At 64.1% G+C, this 20,386-nt stretch carries 17 protein-coding genes; 9 read left to right on the forward strand and 8 right to left on the reverse strand.

What is annotated here, in order from left to right:
* Nucleotides 1–42 precede the first annotated feature (42 nt).
* From ACZ5Y5_RS18435 to ACZ5Y5_RS18465, 7 genes are all read right to left on the reverse strand, one after another.
* Nucleotides 43–2,706, reverse strand: a complete 2,664-nt coding sequence (locus ACZ5Y5_RS18435) for a TonB-dependent receptor (protein WP_464810871.1) — start codon at nt 2,704–2,706, stop codon at nt 43–45.
* 189 nt (nt 2,707–2,895) lie between these two features.
* On the reverse strand, nt 2,896–3,717 hold the full coding sequence (locus ACZ5Y5_RS18440; RefSeq protein WP_464810872.1) for an SDR family NAD(P)-dependent oxidoreductase: 822 nt from the start codon (nt 3,715–3,717) through the stop codon (nt 2,896–2,898).
* Between the two features lie 43 nt (nt 3,718–3,760).
* A complete protein-coding gene (locus tag ACZ5Y5_RS18445; protein ID WP_464810873.1) occupies nt 3,761–4,690 on the reverse strand; it encodes a phytanoyl-CoA dioxygenase family protein in 930 nt (309 codons plus the stop codon).
* Between the two features lie 52 nt (nt 4,691–4,742).
* Nucleotides 4,743–5,471, reverse strand: coding sequence for an NADPH-dependent F420 reductase (locus ACZ5Y5_RS18450; RefSeq protein WP_464810874.1), 729 nt, complete (start codon nt 5,469–5,471; stop codon nt 4,743–4,745).
* Nucleotides 5,472–5,478: 7 nt separating this feature from the next.
* On the reverse strand, nt 5,479–6,588 hold the full coding sequence (locus ACZ5Y5_RS18455) for a spinster family MFS transporter (RefSeq protein WP_464810875.1): 1,110 nt from the start codon (nt 6,586–6,588) through the stop codon (nt 5,479–5,481).
* Between the two features lie 32 nt (nt 6,589–6,620).
* Nucleotides 6,621–6,842, reverse strand: a complete 222-nt coding sequence (locus ACZ5Y5_RS18460) for a hypothetical protein (RefSeq protein ID WP_464810876.1) — start codon at nt 6,840–6,842, stop codon at nt 6,621–6,623.
* A gap of 110 nt (nt 6,843–6,952) precedes the next feature.
* A complete protein-coding gene (locus ACZ5Y5_RS18465) occupies nt 6,953–9,040 on the reverse strand; it encodes an acyl-CoA dehydrogenase family protein (protein ID WP_464810877.1) in 2,088 nt (695 codons plus the stop codon).
* Between the two features lie 157 nt (nt 9,041–9,197).
* On the opposite strand from ACZ5Y5_RS18465, the gene ACZ5Y5_RS18470 reads away from it, so the two are divergent.
* The 9 genes from ACZ5Y5_RS18470 (at nt 9,198) to ACZ5Y5_RS18510 (ending at nt 19,363) form a co-directional block, all read left to right on the forward strand.
* Nucleotides 9,198–10,013 (forward strand): enoyl-CoA hydratase, encoded by an 816-nt coding sequence (locus ACZ5Y5_RS18470; RefSeq protein WP_464810878.1) that lies wholly within the window; start codon nt 9,198–9,200, stop codon nt 10,011–10,013.
* Nucleotides 10,010–10,801 (forward strand): enoyl-CoA hydratase-related protein, encoded by a 792-nt coding sequence (locus ACZ5Y5_RS18475; protein ID WP_464810879.1) that lies wholly within the window; start codon nt 10,010–10,012, stop codon nt 10,799–10,801. Before ACZ5Y5_RS18470 ends, ACZ5Y5_RS18475 begins: the two co-directional genes overlap by 4 nt.
* Before the next feature lie 237 nt (nt 10,802–11,038).
* Nucleotides 11,039–12,928 (forward strand): flavin-containing monooxygenase, encoded by a 1,890-nt coding sequence (locus ACZ5Y5_RS18480; protein WP_464810880.1) that lies wholly within the window; start codon nt 11,039–11,041, stop codon nt 12,926–12,928.
* 10 nt (nt 12,929–12,938) lie between these two features.
* On the forward strand, nt 12,939–13,829 hold the full coding sequence (locus ACZ5Y5_RS18485; protein WP_464810881.1) for an IclR family transcriptional regulator: 891 nt from the start codon (nt 12,939–12,941) through the stop codon (nt 13,827–13,829).
* The gene (locus ACZ5Y5_RS18490) at nt 13,817–14,908 is read left to right on the forward strand and encodes a Zn-dependent alcohol dehydrogenase (protein WP_464810882.1); all 1,092 of its coding nucleotides are present in this window, start codon (nt 13,817–13,819) and stop codon (nt 14,906–14,908) included. The genes ACZ5Y5_RS18485 and ACZ5Y5_RS18490 overlap by 13 nt, the downstream gene beginning before the upstream one ends.
* A complete protein-coding gene (locus tag ACZ5Y5_RS18495; protein ID WP_464810883.1) occupies nt 14,905–15,780 on the forward strand; it encodes an alpha/beta hydrolase in 876 nt (291 codons plus the stop codon). Before ACZ5Y5_RS18490 ends, ACZ5Y5_RS18495 begins: the two co-directional genes overlap by 4 nt.
* Before the next feature lie 82 nt (nt 15,781–15,862).
* Nucleotides 15,863–17,053, forward strand: coding sequence for an amidohydrolase family protein (locus ACZ5Y5_RS18500; RefSeq protein WP_464810884.1), 1,191 nt, complete (start codon nt 15,863–15,865; stop codon nt 17,051–17,053).
* 9 nt (nt 17,054–17,062) lie between these two features.
* Complete coding sequence (locus tag ACZ5Y5_RS18505; protein WP_464810885.1) at nt 17,063–18,544, forward strand: class I adenylate-forming enzyme family protein; 1,482 nt, start codon at nt 17,063–17,065, stop codon at nt 18,542–18,544.
* A 12-nt stretch (nt 18,545–18,556) separates the two neighbouring features.
* Entirely contained in the window at nt 18,557–19,363 is an 807-nt protein-coding gene (locus ACZ5Y5_RS18510) for an SDR family NAD(P)-dependent oxidoreductase (protein ID WP_464810886.1), read from the forward strand.
* Nucleotides 19,364–19,378: 15 nt separating this feature from the next.
* Here ACZ5Y5_RS18510 and ACZ5Y5_RS18515 read toward each other — a convergent pair whose 3' ends face one another.
* On the reverse strand, nt 19,379–20,275 hold the full coding sequence (locus ACZ5Y5_RS18515; RefSeq protein WP_464810887.1) for an alpha/beta fold hydrolase: 897 nt from the start codon (nt 20,273–20,275) through the stop codon (nt 19,379–19,381).
* Nucleotides 20,276–20,386 lie beyond the last annotated feature (111 nt).

Genomic DNA, 20,386 nt, shown 5'->3' on the forward strand with positions numbered 1-20,386 from the left:
GGTTAAGCCTGGCCGGGCACATACCCGGCCAGGCCCATGGCTTTATTCCGATCCGAAGCGATAGCGGATCTGGAAGCCGAACATCCGCGGCTCATTGTAAACGGAATCGTCAAAGCCTGTAGAGCTGCTCAGGCTGGACGCGGTATTGCTGACCAGGAATGTCGAGTTGGTCAGGTTGGTGACGAACGCACGTAAATCGACGCTCGTCCCGCCCACGCCGTTCCAGTCGATCGATGCGTTAAACAGATTATACGCATCGACATAACCGCCCGGCTGTTCCTGGGGCAGGGTGGTGACCGCCGTCCAATTCTTGTCCGCATGGGAGTAGTTGCCCGACAGGACCAGCGTCCCAAGGTCGCCTTCCAGCTCATGCGAATAACGTACATTGATGGCGAACTGGTTGCGCGGGATGAAGGGGAAGGGTGCGCAGCTCAGGTCCAGTACCGCGCCGGGCACGCCAATCCCCTTGGGAACGGTGACGGGGCCGGTGCAGGTCTGGCGCACACCGCTGCTGGCGCCGGTCGGCGGATCTGGCGGCAGGGTGAGCTGATAATCGAGATATTTGCCCTTGGTGTAGGAATAGCTGCCCGACACTTCAAATCCGGGGAAGAGCCGCGCGGTCGTTTCCAGTTCGATGCCGTGCACACGCGCAGTACCCGCATTATAGGTGATTGCGCCCTGGTCCAGCCCCGTCGTGTTGCAGAAGGGGTTGGCCGCGTTCGGGCATCCATTGGGGTAATTATCGCCCGCAGCGCGCTGGATGCCCTCATAGTCCAGGCGATAGGCCGACACGTTGAAGCGGACCGGCACCGCGCCCACGTTGAAGTCGGTCTTTGCGCCGATTTCATAGCTTTTCACATATTCGGGCGCAAAGGTCAGACCGTCGGGTCGCACGCCCGCATAGTTGAAACCACCCGCCTTATAGCCCTTGGTAACCTTAGCGTAGAGCAGAGCATGCTGCATCTGATAATCGAGGCCGAGCGTCCAGGTCGTCTTCTTGTAGGTATCGCTCGCGGCCGCGACCGGCAGCACCACATAGTTGGGCGAGATGCGGCGTCCGTCAAACTCGTCCTTGGTGTAGCGGATGCCGCCAGTCACCTTCAGCCCGTCGAGTGACGGCGAGAATGCCCCCAGGTTCAGCGTACCCTGCGCATAGGCCGCCGTGCTCTTGGTCGTGATCCAGAAATAGCCGCCGCCATAGGTAGCCGCATTGTAACTGCCGGTGCCCTGCAATCCTTCCGGTTTCGACTTGGAATAGAAGAGGCCGATCACGCCATTCAGATTGCCGTCCAGAAAATTGCCCTGAAGCTGGGGCTCTACGGTCAGCAGGCTGAGGTTGGTGACATCGGCCCGCTTGCCTGCGGTCAGTTCGGGGAAGCGGGCGGCGGTTGCTGCCGTCACGACATTGGGCACCTGCGACAGGATGGGCAGGTAACTGCCGTCGAGATCCCAGCTATAATCCTGCTTCATCCGCTGATAACCGAAGATGTTGCGGAAGGTCAGTGCATCCGACAATTGGACGCTCAGCGTATCGACCAGGCTGTAGGTTTCCAGGCGATAAAACTGGTCCTGGTTAAGCGAAACGCGGCGCGGCCCAAGCGCCTGCTGGCGCGCGACCACCGCCTGGGCGATGGTGGAGTTCGCCGAGGTAAAGGCCGCGGGCGCACCGGGGCCGAAGCTGTTGCCATAGGAATTGGCGACCAGATTGGTCAGCGTCGGGTGATCCGTAGCAACGGCGCGGATGACCTGACCCGTGCCGTTATTGTGCGACTTGGCATAGTTGACCACCAGATAATTTTCGATGGTGTCGGTCGGATTGAACAGGACGCCGATGCGGCCGACCCAATAATGGCGGTCGTCATAATCCTTGCCCCGGAAATCCTGCCGCACGTCATTGACGCCGGGCAGGCCGCGCACGCCGGTGTTGGGGCCATAGCCCGGCAGCACGCGGCCTGAATTATTATAGACGATGGGCGTGAAGCCCGGTCCTTGGAAAGGCAGCGAAACCGGTAGGTCGCCGGTGCCGACGTCTCGGGTATAGCCGTCTCGATCAACCTTCTTGAACGATACGCGCACCGCCAGCTTGTCGGCGATCAGCGGCATGTTGACGACGGCTTCGAACTCGCGATCGTTATAATTGCCGAACTGCGCCGACAGCCAGCCTTCCAACTTGTCGGTGGGCTTTTTGGGTCCGACAAGCAGCGCGCCGCCCGTCGTGTTCTTGCCGAACAGCGTGCCCTGGGGACCGCGCAGCACCTGCAGCGATTCAATGTCGAACATCGTGCCGGGGCCGCCTTGGTTGCCGATGATCGACCCGGCGATCAACGGCACTTCGGCGAAATAGGTGACGACGCCTGTGGGTGCGAGATAGGTCTGGCCCTGACCGCGGATGGTGATCGTTTCCGATTCACGCTGCTGACCGTTGGTGGTGACGTTCAGGGACGGGATGCGGCCCAGCAGGTCGCTCGCGGACGAGATATTCTGTTCGCGCAGCGTTTCGGAACTAAGCGCGGTCACCGCGGTCGCGACCTTCTGCATGCCTTCTTCGCGGCGGTTCGCCGTCACGATGATGTCGGCGATGCCCGGACCGGCCGGATCAGCTGCAGCCTGCGCAAATGCGGCTTCGGGCGCTGCCACGGCAAGGCTTGCGCCTATGCCCAACACGGACGCAGACAGGATAAGGGATTTCCCGTAGTGCAATTTCATCTCCCCATAATGTAGCTGTGTCCGCTCTGACCGATTGTCGGCGGCTCTTCTGGGCTCTGCCGCCGATTAGGCGCGGCGATGAGCGCGGCAGACATGCTGGACTTGCAGCTATCTGCCAATCTTACCTATGTTTATTCCACCAATTCGGAAAATGACTGGTTTTCAATCTGGAAGCGAAGCGTCGCTACTTTAATTGATGGCTGGCGACCGGCCGCCGTCACTCCGAAAATTCGCGCCGTTGATGAAGTCGGCGAGCGGGCTGCAGAGGAATGCTGTCAGCGCCGCTATGTCGCGCACGCGCCCTACGCGTGAGACGGTCTGGTGAACGATATGCTCCATCGCCCAGGCTTCGGCTTGCTTCGCCGCGCCGGCGCCGGTCCAGCCTTTTTCTGCGGCGATCTGCTCGAACCATTCATCCACAGATGGCGTCGCGATCATGCCGGGGCTTACGGTATTCGCCGTTACGCCACTATTGGCGAACGCCTTGGAAAGTCCGACCGTCAGGTTGATGATCGCGGCCTTGGACGCCGCATAATGCGGGACGGCGGAGCTGGGCGAATTGGCGGCGGAGGACGCGAACTGGATCAGCCGGCCCCAGCCCCGTTCCTTCATCGCCGGCGCAAGGCGATGAATCATGCGCAGCGTCGCGATGGTATTTTTCTGGTAGGTATCCGCCCAATCCTGCGCGGACGCGCTCATCCAGTCCGCAGCGCCGTCGCCACCTGATCGGCCGCCAGCATTGTTCACCAATATGTCGATGCCGCCAAAGGCGGCAAGCGCCGCAGCCGCGACGGCGTCAGCCCCCTCGTCGGTCGAAAGGTCGCCGATCGCCACTGCGGCAGTCCCGCCGCCGTCCCGAATGGCGCGAGCGATGGCCTCTGCCCGGCCTTCATGACGGCCATGGACGATGACCAGCGCACCCTCCTGCGCCAGTTCGGCCGCGATGCCCGCGCCGATGCCGGAACTCGATCCGGTCACCAGCGCGCGCTTTCCCGTCAGTTGCAGGTCCATGCCGGTCCTGCGACATGATGAGGCATTCCTGTGCCCTGCACCCTCACCACTCCATTTCGGGCGGAACGACCAGTTCCTTCACCGCGTCGGGCGCGTAAGTCCAGGGCTCGTCGAATCCCACCGAGACCGAGCTATAGCCCATCAACTGGCGCAGCACCTTGGAAGAACCCTTCATCACTTCGGGATTGGTCGTCATCGGGAAGTTGATCATCGGCTTCCACCAGGGCGGGCAGTAGCCGATGATGACCCCTGCACGTTCCAGATTGGACGAGACATTGGCCCCAGTGCCGTGCAGCAGCAGGTCGGTATAGATCAGCACCGACCCGGCGGGTGCTTCGGCGGGGACCGATTCATATTGCACCGTCCAGGATTGCGGTTCGGTATCGCGATGACTGCCGGGCACCACGCGGGTCGCGCCATTTTCCTCGACGAAGTCATCCAGGCACCAGATGAAGCGGGTCTGCGCCGCCCCTGCGATCAGGGGTACCGCGCCGCTGCGGTCGCGATGGATGCCCTGCTGGGCGCTGCCGGGCCGCGTGACGTTCGCGCCATAGCTGTGCACCAGATAGGATTCGTTCAGCGTCTGCGGCCCCAGCAGTTCCTTCGTGATCTGCAGCGGCAGTTCATGCTCCAATATGTCGCGGAAGAAAGGATGCCGGTTGACCAGCTGCGAACCCGACATGCGGCGGTTAAGGTCGTCATTGTCGGTGTAGAAACGCCGCACCCGTTCCTCGTCGATCGCTTCCTCGCGCGCGATTTCCGCCGCAAGGAAGTCCCGCATCTCGCGCGCCTTTTCCTTGGTGAAAACCTCTGCCGCGATGGCATAACCGGCACGATCCAGGTCCGCCCTGATCTGGTCCCGATCTGTAGTAGGCTTCGGCAGCGGACCATCGAATTCGAGCGGCTTTACAGGGCGCGTATCACCGCCGCCCATGTCCTTTGTCACCTGCTTCTTTGCGTTTCCCACGGCCATGTCCATCTCCTGTCTCAATGCCAGGCCGGGTTATCCGGCCTTGATGATTGTTTCACTCTGTCGGCAATCGGCCGACGTCCGCGCCATCCCGCGACCAGCGCCGTGCCCGGTCCAGCGCATCCTGCCGCTTCGCTTCTACCTCATCCTGCCGTGCCTGTGCGAGCGCGGCTTTCGCTTCGTCGAGCGGCACATGCGTGCAATAGACCGGCATGCCCGGTTGCTGCCGCCATGACTGGGCGAGCGGCCCGGCATCCAAGCCATCGAAACCGATGAGGTCCGCCAAGGCGATCGCCCGCGCCTTCGCCGCCACGTCGTCCCCTGCAATCGGCAGGCAGATGCGGTCCGGCGCGCCAGCAGGCCGGTGCGCGTCGGCGATGCGGCCTGCATGGATGGTGTTGAACATCTTGATCACCGGACGGCCGATCTGCTGTTCCACCCACTGGCTGTCCGGCATTCCCGCATCGATCTCCGCGATCGTTCCGTCCCGCAGCCGAGGATAATAATTGCCCGCGTCCAGCACCACCGTTTCCGGATTGGTACTCGCGAACAGCCGGGGCGGCAGCTTCGCGACGGCATGCTGGGGAATGGCGATCAGCACGAAGTCCGCTGCGCCTGCCGCATCCTCCAGCGTCCCTGGGGTGATGCCCAGTCGCCGCGCATGATCGGCAAGGGACAACGGCCCGCGCGAATTGGCCATGATCACCTCATAGCCCACTGCGGTCAGCCTTCCCGCCACGGCGCTGCCGATATTGCCCGATCCGATGATCCCAGCTTGCGGCATGACGAACTCAGGCTCCCGCGCCAGCCGCTGCTGCTTCCCGCCGGAGCAAGCGTGCCGCAAATGCCCAGTGCCATGCGCCCAGCAGAAACAGCACCGTTATGCTCATCATCGCGTCGCGCAGCCCCATGGCCGCGTCGCCGCCCCGCAGCTGCGCGAACCAGTCGCTCAGCACGCCCGTCACCAGCGGCCCCATCGACACGCCGATCAGGTTGGCGGCGACGATATAGACAGCGCTCGCCCGCGCGCGCATCGCGACGGGGGCCAGGCTTTGTGTCAGGGCGATCGACGGCGCGGTCCACAGCGCGCCCAGGATGATGGCGGGGATCAGCATCAGCAGCGCGCTCTGCCCGGTCCCCGTCAGCAGCGCGACGATGTAGAGCGGCCCGCACAGCAGAACGCCCGCGATCGGCACCCATAGCGCCATATGCAGGCCAGACCGGCTGAGGCGCGTGCCCTGCCAGCCGCCCGCCCATGTACCGAGCGCACCGCACAGGCCGGAAAGCAGCCCCAGGCTAAGCCCGACCTGTGCCAGGTTCATGCCATGGTTGCGGATGAGGAAGGATGGCATCCACGCCGATATGCCTGTCTGCGCGAAGGCGATGGCGGCGCTGCCCGCGATCACATGCACAAAGGCGCGCCGCTCGGCGAGGATACGCAGCCCGTGAAGGAAGTTCGCAGGCCGTTGATCCTCCCGCCCGTCATGGACGGCTTCCTCCGTGCCGCCGCGCGCCGGTTCGCGCGCGACAAGCGGAAAGATGATCGCGATCGCTATGCCCGGCAGACCCGCGAGCAGCAGCGCCGTCCGCCAGTCGGTCGCCTGCGCCACGACGCCGCCGATCGACAGGCCGGCCATCACCCCGACAGGCACGCCGATCGCGAACAGGCCCGCCGCTGCCGACCGCTCCCGTGGCGGATAGAGGTCGGAGATCAGCGAGTGGGCGGCCGGGGCAAAGCCCGCTTCGGCAAGGCCGACGCCCATGCGCGCGCCGAAAAATTGGGCGAAGCTGCGCGTCAGCCCGCACAGCGCCGTCATGATGCTCCAGCTCGCCGTGAACAGCGCGATCAGCCGTACCCGATTGACGCCGCGATCGATGACATGCGCGATCGGAATCCCCATTGCCGTATAGAATAGCCCGAACGCCCCGCCCGTCAGCAGGCCCAGCTCCCAATCGGCCAGGCGGAATCGGCCTTGATCGGCTCCTGCAGGATGATGACGATCTGCCGGTCGAGATAATTGAGGCTGTAGATGAAGGCGAGCATCAGCAGCATCGCCGTGCGCCGCCGCTTCATCGATCCTTCGGCTGCGGCCGGGGCATCGGCCGCCATCGCCGGAAAACCATCGGGCGCCGTCAGCGGAACTTGATTTGTCATCGCTCTCCCTCGCCGGGAATCCTGTCCCGCGCATCGCGGCGCAGGATCGGCCGCTGGCCCGCAGGATCAATGCGCGCGAGCAACTTTCCGCGCATATGGAAGCACGCGCCTCATGCTCGCGGCAGGCCCAGATGATGCTGCGCGATGATGCCGCGATGCACTTCGCTGGTGCCGCCATAGATGGTCTGGCCGATCGACTGGCGATAGGATTCCTCGATCTTCGCCAGCGCAGGCGTTTCATGCCGCAGCGTTGCTGGAGCCGCCAGCGCCGCCAGGTCGCCCGCATCCTCCATGTAGATTTCCGTCGCGAACATCTTCGCCATCGGCCCGATCGCGCGATTCATTCGCCCTGCCTCGATCGCCCATGTGACCCGGCGGCACATCAGGTCGGCGATCTCCATGTGCGTGCGCACGCGCGCCAGCCGCGCCCGCACCGTCGCCTTGTCGATCGGCCGCACGCCCTTCGCATCGGCGCTGTTCGCCCATTCCACCGCCGTCTGCATCAGGCTGTGGTGATAGATATGATAGCCCTCGCCGCCATGCTCGATCTCCATGGCCGCCGCCATGACCTTCAGGCCGCCATTGACCTCGCCCAGCCGGTAGCGGTCCGGCACCCGCACCTCATCGTAAAAGGTGATGTTGGTCCGTTCGTCCTGCAGCGTATCGACCGGCTGGATGGTGATGCCGGGCAGGTTCATGGGGAAGAAGAAGATGGTGATCCCCTTATGCTTGGGTGCATCCGGATCGGTGCGCGCCAGCATCAGGATATAATCGGAGATATGCGCTCCGGTCGTGAACATCTTCTGCCCGCTGATGATCCAGTCATCGCCGTCGCGAACGGCCCGTGTGCGCGCCGCATACATGTCCGATCCCGAACCCGGCTCGGTGAAGCCCAGGCAACCGAGCGCCGATCCATCGGCCAGGCGCGGCAGCACTTCCGCTTTCATCTCGGGCGAGCCGAACTTCATTGTCATGCGCGCGCCCATATTGGTGCAGCCGATCGGGATGCGGGAAATGCCGAACTCCTCGAACACGCGGCCCAGAGCGGTGACTTCCATCGGGCTGCGATCCTGCCCGCCCCACTCCCTAGGCCAGTCCGGATAGGCGAGGCCCGCCGCCGCGAGCTTGCGGTGCAGTTCAGGGATATGCCCGTCCGTCGATGCCCTTGCCTGCGCCCGCACTTCAGGCGTCACGGCGGTTTCCAGGAAGCGCCGAACCTCGGCGGCGAAAGCCTGTTCGTCGGGCGTAAAGCCCATCTCCACACCCGTCTCGCCAGCATCGGGCAAGGCCGCATGCGCGCCCGCCCACAGCCGGTCACCCGCCAGCACAAGCCGCTCCTCCGGATCGCCCTCGGCCAGCGCCACCCGATCGATCGCCAGGAAATAGAGGTGAATGTCATATTCGTCCGACAGGCCATAGCCGCCGAATGTGCGTAGCGCTCGCCGCACCGCCGCGCGTGCGGTCGTCGCTGTCCACCAGCTCGTCATGGCGGAGAGGGCGCCCGCATGCGCCTGCCCTTGGGAAATGCCCCAGATGCTGCGCCACAGCAGCAACCGCCCGCCCTCCATGTCAGTTATCGAGTCTGCCAGCGGGAAGGCGACCCCCTGGAAAGCGCCGATCGGCTGGTCGAACTGCTTGCGCTCGGTCGCATAGCCAGAGGCCATTTCGATCGCTCGCGTGCCCGCGCCCACCAGCCAGGCCGATCGCAGCAGCGCGCGTTCGGTCAGCGCCGCCTCGAAAAACTGCCTCGCCGCATTGCCGCTGCCGACAAGCTGCGTTTCACCATCCGGCCGAACGGCATGGATGGCATCGCCGTCCCAGATCAGCTGAACGCATCCCGGCTGCGCGTCGAAACCGATCGGCGTACCCATCGCCTCCTCCAGCAATCCAGCCGCCGCTTCGCCCTCCAGCGCGCCCAGCAGGCCGCATGCGGCGATCCCGTCCGCGATCGGAATGGGGGCGGCGCCCCGGCCCGCCGCCTCGCAGATCAGCGCTGCTTCCATCAGGCCCATGCCCAGGCCGCCCTTGCCCTCCGGCGCGCGCATCGCGACGAAGCCCATGTCAGCCGCTTCGCGCCACAGCGCCGCATCGGCCCCGCCCTTGGCCGCGCGCGCTGCTTTCACCACCTCTTCCCGATCGAAGAAGCGGAGCGCCGCTTCCTGCATCATCACCTGCTGTTCGTTCAGTTCCAGGTTCATCTATATTTCCACCTTGTTCGCGCTCCCATGCTTGGCCATCCTGCGGGCGGCGATGTCAATTTGGCGGCGCAGCGCTTCCGGTCACGCGGAAGGGCGCGGGTAACGGATGTCGGCCGCGCTGATCGCGCGCAACCAGCGGTGCAGGAGACTTTATCAAATGGCACAATTTATCCGTTATGCTGTCGAGGACCGTGTCGCCACGATCACGCTGGATCGCGCCGACCGGGCGAACGCGCAGAATGAACCCTTCCTGCATCAGCTGAACGAAGCGTGGGAGAAAGCGGCGGAGGACGAGTCCGTCCGCGTCATCCTGCTGCGCGCGGAAGGCAAGCATTTCTCCGCCGGTCATGATGTCAGTCCGGAAGCCATTCGGGACGGGTCCTTCAACCGTATCCGCGAAACGATACCCGAACGCGGCCTGCTCGGCATCCATGAATGGGAAGCGAAACATTATCTCGGCTATTCGAAGCGCTGGCGCGACATTCCCAAGCCCTCGATCGCGGCGGTGCAGGGCGCGTGCATCGCGGGGGGCCTGCTGCTCGCCTGGCCATGCGACCTCATCATCGCCGCCGACGATGCGCGCTTTTCCGATCCAGTCGTGCTGATGGGCATCGGCGGCGTCGAATATCATGGCCACACCTGGGAACTAGGCCCCCGCAAGGCGAAGGAGATGCTCTTCACCGCCAAGCCGATCAGCGCCATTGAGGCGGAACGGCGCGGCATGGTGAACCGCGTCGTGCCGCGCGCCGATCTGGATGCAGAGGCGCTCGCGCTCGCTCGCGAAATCGCGCAGATGCACCCCCATGCGCTCGCCATGGCCAAGCGGGCCGTCAACCAGACGCTGGACATCATGGGCCAGAGCGCGGCTCTGCAAAGCTGCTTCGACATTCATCAGCTCGGCCATGCGTCCGCTTTTGGCCAGACCGGCGAATTCATCGTAGCGGGCATGGACAAGGTGAAGTCGCACGCATGAGCATCCTGACGCAGGTAGAGGATGGCGTTGCTAATCTGACGCTCAACCGGCCGGATCGCCTCAACGCGGTGACGGAAGCGATGCTGGACGAAATCGCGCTGACACTGCGCACCTGGTCGATCGACCCGTCGATCCGGTGCGTCGTGCTTGCTGGGGCAGGCCGTGGTTTTTGCGCCGGTTATGACCTTTCGGGAGACGGCAAGGAGGAACGCGCCGAGCCGATGCGCCCCGACGAGGCGGCCGCGCGCATGACGCTGCACGCCGAAATCCCGCTGCTCCTCCACCGCATGCCAAAGCCCACTGTCGCTTGCATTCGTGGGCCTGTAGCGGGCAGCGGCCTCGTCATGGCGGCCGCTTGCGACCTGCGCATCGCGTCGCGTACGGCGAAGTTCAAGCTCGCTTTCGCCAGCGCCGGACGCTGCGGAGATCCGGGCGGCAGCTTCTTCCTGACGCAATTGCTCGGCGCGGCGAAGGCGCGCGAGATGTTCCTGCTCGACGGTCCGATGACCGGCGAAGAGGCGCTGGCCGCAGGGCTCATCACGCGCCTTGCCGACGATGAGGCGTTGGACGCGGAATGCGCGGCCCTGGCGGCGAAACTAGCGAGCGGCCCCACCGCCGCCTATGCCGCGATGAAGCGCAACCTCAACGCCGCGGCGGCTGGCACGCTCGACGAAACCATGGCGCAGGAAGCAGTCGCCAACGCTCAGATTAGCCTGCTGTCCCACGACGCCAGCGAGGCAGGCAAAGCCTTCATGGCACGCCGCCCGCCGCGATTTGTGGGCTACTGAGCCCGCATCTCCTCATCCGTCATCCTGAACTCGTTTCAGGATCCAAGTGCCTCGCAGAGCCGCCGTCCTTGGGGCAAATGGATGCTGAACCAAGTTCAGCGTGACGGACATCTGATCATTTCCGCTATTGCGGAATACAGCGCATCCGCCGTCACCCACCACCAAAAATTCGATATTGCAAAAAACAACAAAGGCCGCGACTCTTGTCATGTCGCGCTGAATCATGGGGTGACGGAAATGGCTACGGCGGCAAAAGCTATCGACACGGACTATATCCGGCGTGCGGTCGAACTGGCGGAGCCCAATGCGCTGCGCGTCGCCCTCTATCAGAATAGCGGCGACGAAGAGATTGCCGCCCTGCCGCCCGCGGCGCGCATGACTCCTGAACAAAAGGCATTGTTGCTCGACCGCGCGACAGACTGGCTCATCGACAATGCGGGTAGCGCGGAGCTGCCCGAACCGCCGGAAGGCGAATTGCGCAAGCTGATGACCATGATCACCGGCCTTGAGATGAACGAGGTCGAGTTCGAGGCGCGCCGCGACCTTCCCGCCTTCCGCCCCTTTCCCTGCGCCGTCCAATGGCAGGGGGAAAAGCCCGACATTCCAGAAGACTTCCGCGTCGTCATCATCGGCAGTGGCCCGGCGGGCATCGTCGCGGGCGTGCAGTGCGAACTGCTCGGCCTTCCCTATATCCTCTTGGAACGTCAGCCCGAAGCGGGCGGCACCTGGACGATCAATCGCTATCCCGATGTGCGCGTCGATACGCCGTCCATCACTTACGAATATAGCTTCGAAAAGCTCTACCCCTGGTCCGAACATTTCAACCGGGGCGAGGAAGTGCGCGCCTATCTCCAGCATGTCTCGCGCAAATATGGCGTGATGGCGAACAGCCGCTTCAACCATGATGTGAAGGGCGCGTCCTTTGACACTGGCCGCAACATCTGGACGATCGACGTCGATACGCCTGCCGGGTCTCAGCAGATCGAGGCCAATGTCATCATCACCGCCTGCGGCACCTTCGCCAACGCCCAGCTTCCTGACATTGAAGGCGTCCCTGACTTCGCGGGCCAGATCGTCCATCCCTCCGCCTGGCCGAAGGATCTGGACCTCACCGGCAAGCGCGTCGCCATCATCGGCAACGGCTCGACCGGCGTGCAGCTTTTGAGCGCCGTCGCGGGAAAGGCCGCTCATGTCACCGTCGTTCAGCGCACCCCGCAATGGATCAGCCCGCGTGAAAAATATGGCTCGCCTATCGAGCCGGAACTCGCCTGGCTTTACGAGAATATGCCCGGCTACTGGAACTGGGCCCGCTACGCCGCCACCGCGCCGCTGTTCGACATCGACCGGCTGCAGCGCGTCGATCGCGAGTGGCAGGCGCAGGGCGGGAAGGTCAGCAAGGCCAATGACGACATGCGCGCCTTCCTCACCAACTATATCCGGCAGGAAACCGGCGGGCGGGAGGATCTCATTGAAAAGCTGATCCCCGACTACGCCCCCATGTCCCGCCGCCCGGTCGTCGATAACGGCTGGTATCGCGCGCTCACCCGCGACAATGTCGAACTGCTGACCGGCTCCGTCGCCCGCTTCACCAAGACCGGCTTCGTCATGGCTGACGGTACTGAGCGCGACTTCGACATCGTCATCGCCGCGACCGGCTTCGACGTCCTCAAATATCTCTGGCCCGCCCGCTACAAGGGCCTTGAAGGGCAGGACCTGCACGACACATGGGACGCCGGCGACGGCCCCCGCGCCTACCTCTCCATGATGGTGCCGCAATTCCCTAATTTATTCATGCTTTACGGCCCCAACTCGCAGCCGCTGACCGGCGGCACCGGCCTGCCGCAATGGTGGCTCATATGGGCCAGCTACGCCGCCCAATGCATGATGCGCATGCTGAAGGAGGGGAAAGGCCGCGTCGATGTGAAGCGCGAGGCGTTCGAACGCTATAACCGCGAACTCGACGAAGAGGCGCAGACCTGGCTGCAGATGACGCCGGAGGGCGGTATCGAAAAAAATTACTATGTGAACCGCGAACATCGCCGCCTGCAGGTGAATGCGCCGTGGCTCAGCCCCGATTATCACCGCATGTGCACGGTGGTGAACTGGGACGATCTGGAACTCAGCTGAGGGAATAGCCGTGCCTCGCCCCGCCTTGGCCGCATCGCGCGCCATCGACATTTTGAACTTCATGGCGGCGGACCCGATGCGGGGCTATTCGCTGACGGAGCTGGTGCGGCATCTGGATCTCAACCCGGCGTCCTGCCACGCACTGCTGGGCGCCATGACGCGCGACGGCTACCTCGTCCGGCAGGAGAGGGGGCGGACTTACCGTCTCGGCCCTGCGCTGATCGCGATCGGCCATGCCGCGCTCCAATGCCATCCGGTGGTGGCGGCGGCACGCGACCAGATCGCCCGCATGTCGGCCGACCTTGACCTGGACAGCCTGCTCACCGCGCGACTTGGGGATCGGCTGATCGCCTTGGCGTCGGAGGGACCGGGGCGGCTCCCCGGCTTGCGCATCGGCCAGCGCGTGCCATTGATCCCGCCACTCGGCACGCCCTTCCTTGCCTGGGCGGATAGCCGGGAAGTGGACGATTGGCTCGGCAAGGCGGCCGGACCGATCGAGCAGGACCGCCTGCGCCAGTCGCTCGCGATGGTGCGCCAGCGCGGATACGCCGTGATGCGCCGCAGCCCGGAGCAGGTGGCGGCAGGTCTTGCGGTACACGACATGGCGGAGGAACCCCTCGCCGACGACCGGCAAAAGCGCGCCGCCGAACTGATCGGCCAGATGGGCGAAGATTATCTGATGATCGAGGCGCAGGCGGATCGCCTCCATTCGGTCGATATGATCTCCGCCCCGGTCTTTGGCCACGATGGTGCGGTGTTGTGCACCCTGTCGCTGTTCGGGTTCGACCGGCCCTTGTCTCTGTCGCGCATCGCCACGCTGGGTGAGGCGATCGGCCGTTACTGCCGCGCCGCCTCGACGGAAAATCAGAACATATTGGGAGAAGCTGAATGCGTGCGCTGATCTATGAAGGTCCCGGCAAAATCCGTTATGTCGAGGATGTGGAGGTGCGTGAGCCCGAAGCGGGCGAAGTGCTGGTGCGCATCGCGGCCAGCGGCATCTGCCATTCCGATATCTCCGTCATCAACGGCACGATCGACTGGCCCGCGCCCGCCGTGCTGGGCCATGAAGGGGCAGGTGTGGTCGAAAAACTTGGTCCCGGGGTCAACGATCTGGCGGTCGGCGATCATGTCGCGCTCCATACGCTCGCCAATTGCGGCCGCTGCGGCCCCTGTGAAAGCGGAAAACCCACCCATTGCCGCCAGTCCTACGGCAACCGCTCGCAGCCCTTCATGCGCAATGGGGAGCCCGTCTCCAGCTTCGCGGCAACATCGACCTTCGTCGAAAAGACGGTGGTGAAGTCCAATCAGGCGGTGAAGATCGACCCAACTGTGCCACTGGACACCGCCTGCGTCGTGGGCTGCGGCGTGCTGACCGGCGTGGGCTCCGTCGTCAACCGCGCGCGGGTGCAGCCGGGCGAGACGGCGGCGGTGTTCGGCATTGGCGGCATCGGCCTCAACGTGCTGCAGGGCCTGCGCCTTGCTGGAGCGAGCCGCATCATCGCCATCGACCTGCTCGCTTCGCGTGAGGAGAAGGCGCGCGAGTTCGGCGCGACCGATTTCATCGACGCGTCGCAGGGCGACACGCCGCAGCGGATCAAGGACATTGTGTCGGGCGGCAACCCGGATCATGGCAGCGGCGTCGATTGGGCGTTCGAGTGCGTCGGCAATACCCGCGTGCTGAACGACGCCATGGCGAGCCTTGGCTGGGGCGGCAACTGCGTGATCGTCGGCACCACGGCGGCGGGCACCACCGCCGAAGTGTCGCTGACCCCGCTTGCCTTTGTAGATCGGGGCGTCATGGGCGCGCGCTATGGCGCATCGAGGCCGCATCGTGACATTCCCTCCTACATCGCCCAATATCGCCAGGGTAAGCTGATGCTGGATGAGCTGGTGACGCAGCGCTATGACCTGGCCGACTTTGAGCAGGCTTTCCACGATCTGGAGGAAGGCAAGCTGGCGCGCGGGGTGTTCGTGCTGTGACCGGCGCTGGCGCCTGGGATCTGCCGCCGTTGCGCGACGGTCATCCTGCAGATGTGGGGCTGCTGGAACGGCGTGCCCGCGCTGGTGGCAGCCTGGGCGAGGGGGACGCTCCCGAGGAAGCCCATATCGGCGGCGTTCGCTGCTTGCTGGTTGAGCCGCAAGACGGCTCGGCACAGGGCGACATCCTCTATCTGCATGGCGGTGGATACCGGCTGGGTTCGCCTGTCGCTTATATCGCTTATGCGCAGGGGATAGCCGATCAAGCTGGGCGGCGGATCATCCTGCCTTTTTATCCGCTCGCACCGGAAAATCCTTTTCCCGCCGCGCTGCACAGCATCGTCGCTGTCTATCGCGCGCTGGAGGACCGCCAGTCTGCGGTCATTGCCGGAGACTCCGCCGGTGGCGGCCTGACCGCCGCGCTCTGCATCCTCGCCGCGCGGGCGGGTGAGCGGCCTGCTGGGGCCATTCTGGTCTCGCCGATGCTCGACCTGACGGCGCAAAGCGAAAGCCTCGATCGCAACGCAGAACGCGATCCGCTTTTTTCCAAGGCGGCGGTTCTGGATTCCGTGCAACTCTATCTTCAGGGCCATGCGCCGGACGATCCGCTGGTGTCCACACTCAACGCCGATCCCGCCGATTTCCCGCCGACGCTGATCCTGACCGGCAGTGCGGAAGTGCTTCTGGACGAAGCGCTTGCCTTCGCAAGAAAGCTGGCGCTCGGCGACCGCCGCGTCACCTTGCATGTCGCACCCGGCATGGGCCATGTCTGGCCGCTCATGGCGCCCGGATCGCCCGAAGCCGTCGGCGCCGTTGCAGCCATGGCGGCCTTTGTCAAAGCCCTGAAACCCGCAGTTTCCCGCGCTTCCATGTAGCCGGAAAGCCGCCTCGCTCAATTGACCGGACCGCCGGGACTGACCGACAAGCAGACCATTATTTCTATCGAGAGACGTCACAATGACCACGCCCAGCCTGCCCTTCCCCGTCTATGATGCGGACAATCATTTTTATGAACCGGAAGACGCGCTGTTCCGTCATCTGCCCAAGAAGTGGCACAAGGATTTCCGTTTCGTGGAAGTCGATGGCCGCAAGCGGCTGGCGATCAAGGGACAGATTTCGGACTATATTCCGAACCCCACGTTCGAGCGCGTCGCGGCTCCGGGCACCCACGTCAATTATTATAAGGCGAACAACCCCGAGGGTCTGACCATGCGTCAGATGACCGGAAAGCCGATCGCCCCCCCGGAATCCTGGCGCACGGGCAAGGAGCGTCTGGCGGTGCTGGACGGCCACAATGTGCATGCCGCGCTCATGTTCCCCACTCTCTTTTCGGTCATCGAAAAGTGGATGAGCTATGATCATGAGTTCCTGCACGACGCCCTGCATGCGCTCAACCAGTGGACCAGTGAGGAATGGGGCTTCGCGCGCGAAAACCGGCTGTTCGGCGTGCCGGTCGTTTCGCTGGCCGACATGGACCGGGCGATCGCGGAAACCGATTGGCTGATCAAGGAAGGCGCGCGCACCATCTGCATCCGTCCATCCCCCGTTCCGGGCTATCGCGGCGGCCGGTCGATGGGCCTCAAGGATTTCGACGCATTCTGGGCGCGGATCGAGGAAGCCAAGATCTTCGTGTCGATCCACGCGTCCAATTCGGACTACGACCATCTCATCGAGATGTGGACCGGCGGCGCGGAGTGGCTGCCGTTTGAATCCGACCCCTTCGTCAACTGCCTGCGCATCATCGAACGGGCGATTTCGGACACCATCGCGGCAATCATCTGCGGCGGCGTGTTCGACCGCTTCCCGGGTGTCCGGCTGGTCAGTGTGGAGAATGGCGCGAAGTGGGTGATCCCGCTGATCGACCAGCTGAAGCATGTTTACGGGCAGATGCCGCAGAAATTCATGAATGATCCCGTTGATCAATTTCACCGCAATGTTTTCGTGACCCCTTTTGTCGAGGACGACTTTGGGCAGTTGAAGGAACATATGCAGGTGAATCGTATCCTGTTCGGCAGCGACTATCCGCATCCGGAAGGAACCGAACATCCTCTCGACTTCCTTCATGAATTGACCAGCTATTCCATGGCGGAAAAGGAAATGGTCATGTCTTCCAACCTCAAGGGCCTGCTGGAAGGCGTGCGGAATTAAGGAAGCGCTGTGAGCCACGACGTCATCGAACAGCTGCGCGCCAATCTGCGCGACCATGCCAGCGAACGCGGTATCGAATTTGAGGGCCGCTGGGTCAGCTGGGGCGATGTCGCGCGCTATGGCGAGGCCGTCGTGGCGCAGCTGGAGGCGGCCGGCTGCTCACCATCGGCGAAGGTGGGGATCATCATCCGCAACCGCCTGGCGCATGCGGCGGCGGTCGTGGGATTGCTGGCGCACCGCCGATCGATCAGCTTCGTCTATCCCTTCCTTCCCGCCACCGCGATCGCCGACAATATCGATAGTCTCGGCGCAGCCGCGATCTTGGCGGACGAGCAGGACTGGCCGAATTTCCGGAAGGCGGCTGAGCAAGCGGGCTGTGCCGGCATTGCTCTGGCAGGCATCGATGCCGCACCAATGCTGGTGGAGGGGCTGGAGAAGTGCACGCGCACCAGCTTCGACGATGCCTTGCCCGACGGCGGCATCGAAGTGCTGTCGAGCGGCACCACCGGCACGCCCAAGCGCATCCCGATGCCGCTCAAGCTGTTGGAACGGGCGGTGATGAGCGCGCCGGGTGCGGAGTCGGGCAAGGCTCCCCCGGTGCAGATCAACATCTGGCCGCTGGGCGGGGTGGGCGGCGTGTGCCTGCTGACGGGCGCGGCGGTCAACAATACGCCGCTGGTGCTGATGGAGCGGTTCACCGTCGATGGCCTGGTGGATGCGCTACGCCGTCACCGGCCCGACACGCTGGGTCTCAATCCCACCGCGATCGCCATGATCATGGACGCCAACGTGTCGCAGGAAGACATGGAGAGCGTGAAAAGCGTCTCGGGCGGCTCGGCCTATCTCGACCCGGACCTGCAGGACCGGTTCGAAAAGCGTTACAATCTGCCGATCCTTTGGGGCATGGGCGCAACGGAGTTTTGCGGCACCATCGTCCGCTGGACGCCGCAGATGCGGGCGGAAAAAGGCGACAGCAAGCGCGGCAGCACCGGCCTACCGATGCCCGGCGTCGAAATCCGCGCGATCGATCCGGAAAGCGGCGCCGAAGTGCCGCGTGGCGCCGAAGGGCTGCTCGAGGTCCATTGCCCATCCGTTCGTCCGGACTGGGTGCGCACCACTGATCTGGTGATGATCGATGAGGACGGCTACGTCTTTCACCGCGGGAGGTTCGACGGCGCCATCGTGCGTGGCGGCTTCAAGATTCTGCCTGAGCGCGTGGTCGATGTGTTGCGCCAGCATCCTGCGGTGGTCGATGCCTCTGTCGTCGGGATTCCCGACGCCCGCCTGGGCGCGGTCCCGGTCGCGGCGGTCGAATTGAGCCAGAGCGCCGGGACGGTCGATGAGCAGGCGCTGCTGGCGCATCTGCGCGCCGAATTGCCGCCTACCCATGTGCCGGTGGAAATCCGCATCGTCGACGCTCTGCCGCGCACGCCGTCGCTGAAGGTCAGCCTGAACGATGTGAAGAAGATGTTCATGGCCGACGCGGCCTGAGAGGATGAGAAAATGACCGTGTCATTGCTGGGTCTGGAAGGAAAGAAGGCGCTGATCGTCGGTGGCGGCCGCGGCATGGGCGAAGCAAGCGCCCTGTTGCTGGCGGAAGCCGGATGCGACATCGCCGTGCTGGACAGCGTGCTTGAAAGGGCCGAGCAGGTCGCGAAGGAAGTGCGGGCGCTGGGCCGCGCGGGCATCCCGATCGAAGCGGACATATTGGACGAAACTTCGGTCAAGCAGGCGCTGGCCGATGCGGAGGCGGCGCTTGGCGGCCTCGACATATTGGTCACGATTGTCGGGCAGGCTTTGTTCAAGCCGCTGCTGGACGTGACGCTGGAGGAATGGGATTATGACCAATCCCGCAACCTCCGCTATTTCTTCGTGACCGGTCGCGCTGTTGCACAATCGATGATCGCACGCGGCGTGCCCGGCTCGCTGATCTGCATCGGATCGGTGGACGGCGCTGTCGGTTCGCCCATGCACGCGCCCTATGGCGCGGCCAAAGCCGGTCTTATGCATCTGGTGAAGTCCATGGCGGCGGAATGGGGGCGTCAGGGCATCCGCGCCAATGCCGTTGCACCGGGCAGCATCACCACCCCCCGTCTGCCGGAGACGCCGGAGTCGCGCGCGCTGATGGAATCGAGCGTTCTGCCGATCGGCAGGCCCGGCACCACGCGCGACGTCGCCGGGGCCGTCCTGTTCCTCGCTTCCGGTCTATCCGAATATGTGACCGGACATACGCTGTTCGTCGATGGCGGATGGATGGCTGCGAACCATTTTGATCCGCGCGTCATGGCGACGAAGAAAAGCAACGAATAACCATGGTGCGGCCGATCATTGAGCCAGAAACTGTTCAATCGCGGCGCGGCACGCGTCGAACGCATCATGCTGCGGCCAATGCCCGCTGTCGGCCAGCCTGACCTCCCGTACATTCGGGATTGCGCTCAGCAGGTCGGCGGGCACGCCGGACGGCCAGCTACGCGCGCCATAGAGCAGCAGCGCCGGGCAAGAAATGTGACGCCACAATGTGCGCGCTTCGTCGGGTGTGATGTCGGGAAAGGGCCAGACGGCGAGATAGGGGTCATGCTTCCACTGCCAGTTCGCCTCGCCCACCCGCTTCAGGCCATGGCGCGTCAGATGATGCGCCTGGGCGGCCGACAGAAACGCGTGGCGTGCCCGCATCCTGTTCACCGCTTCATCGATCGACGCGAACTGGCGGGGGGCCGTCAGCGAAGCAGCATGCCGCTCCTCCAGCCAATCGCCTATCTTCCTTTCGATCGGCTGACCCAGACGGCGCGCTTCGATGGCGGGAGGTGCGCCGACCGCTTCGATCGCTACGACCCGGCGCACCTTGTCCGGGTAAACGGCGCTGAACCGCAGCGCGATATGTGCGCCCAGCGAATGGCCGATCAGCACCGCTTGGCGATCCACGCCAAGGCCAAGCTCCTGCGCCAGCGCTGCCAGATCGGACAGATAGGCGGCGAAGTCATAGCGCCCGTCCTGCGACCAGCCGCTGTCGCCATGGCCACGCAGGTCCGGCGCGATGACATGATAATTTGGCTGCAACGCTTGCGCCATCGCATCCCAGCTGCGGCTATGATCGCGGCTCCCGTGAATCAGGATGACGATGGGCGCTCCCTGATTCGGCCACTCGCTATGGTTGAGCGGCATGCGGCTGTTTAGGAACGGGCGCTGTAAGGCGGCGGTGACGCGGCTTCTTTCTTCCGGCATTCCTCAACGTAAAGAGGAGGGTGCGGCGGTTGGCGACCTGGAAAAGCTTGGTTTCCGCATGGCTGTAACAGCCCTGTTTCGCGGGAATTTGGGACGCTTGAATCCATCGTG

The organism is Sphingobium sp. TomTYG65 (assembly GCF_055395525.1).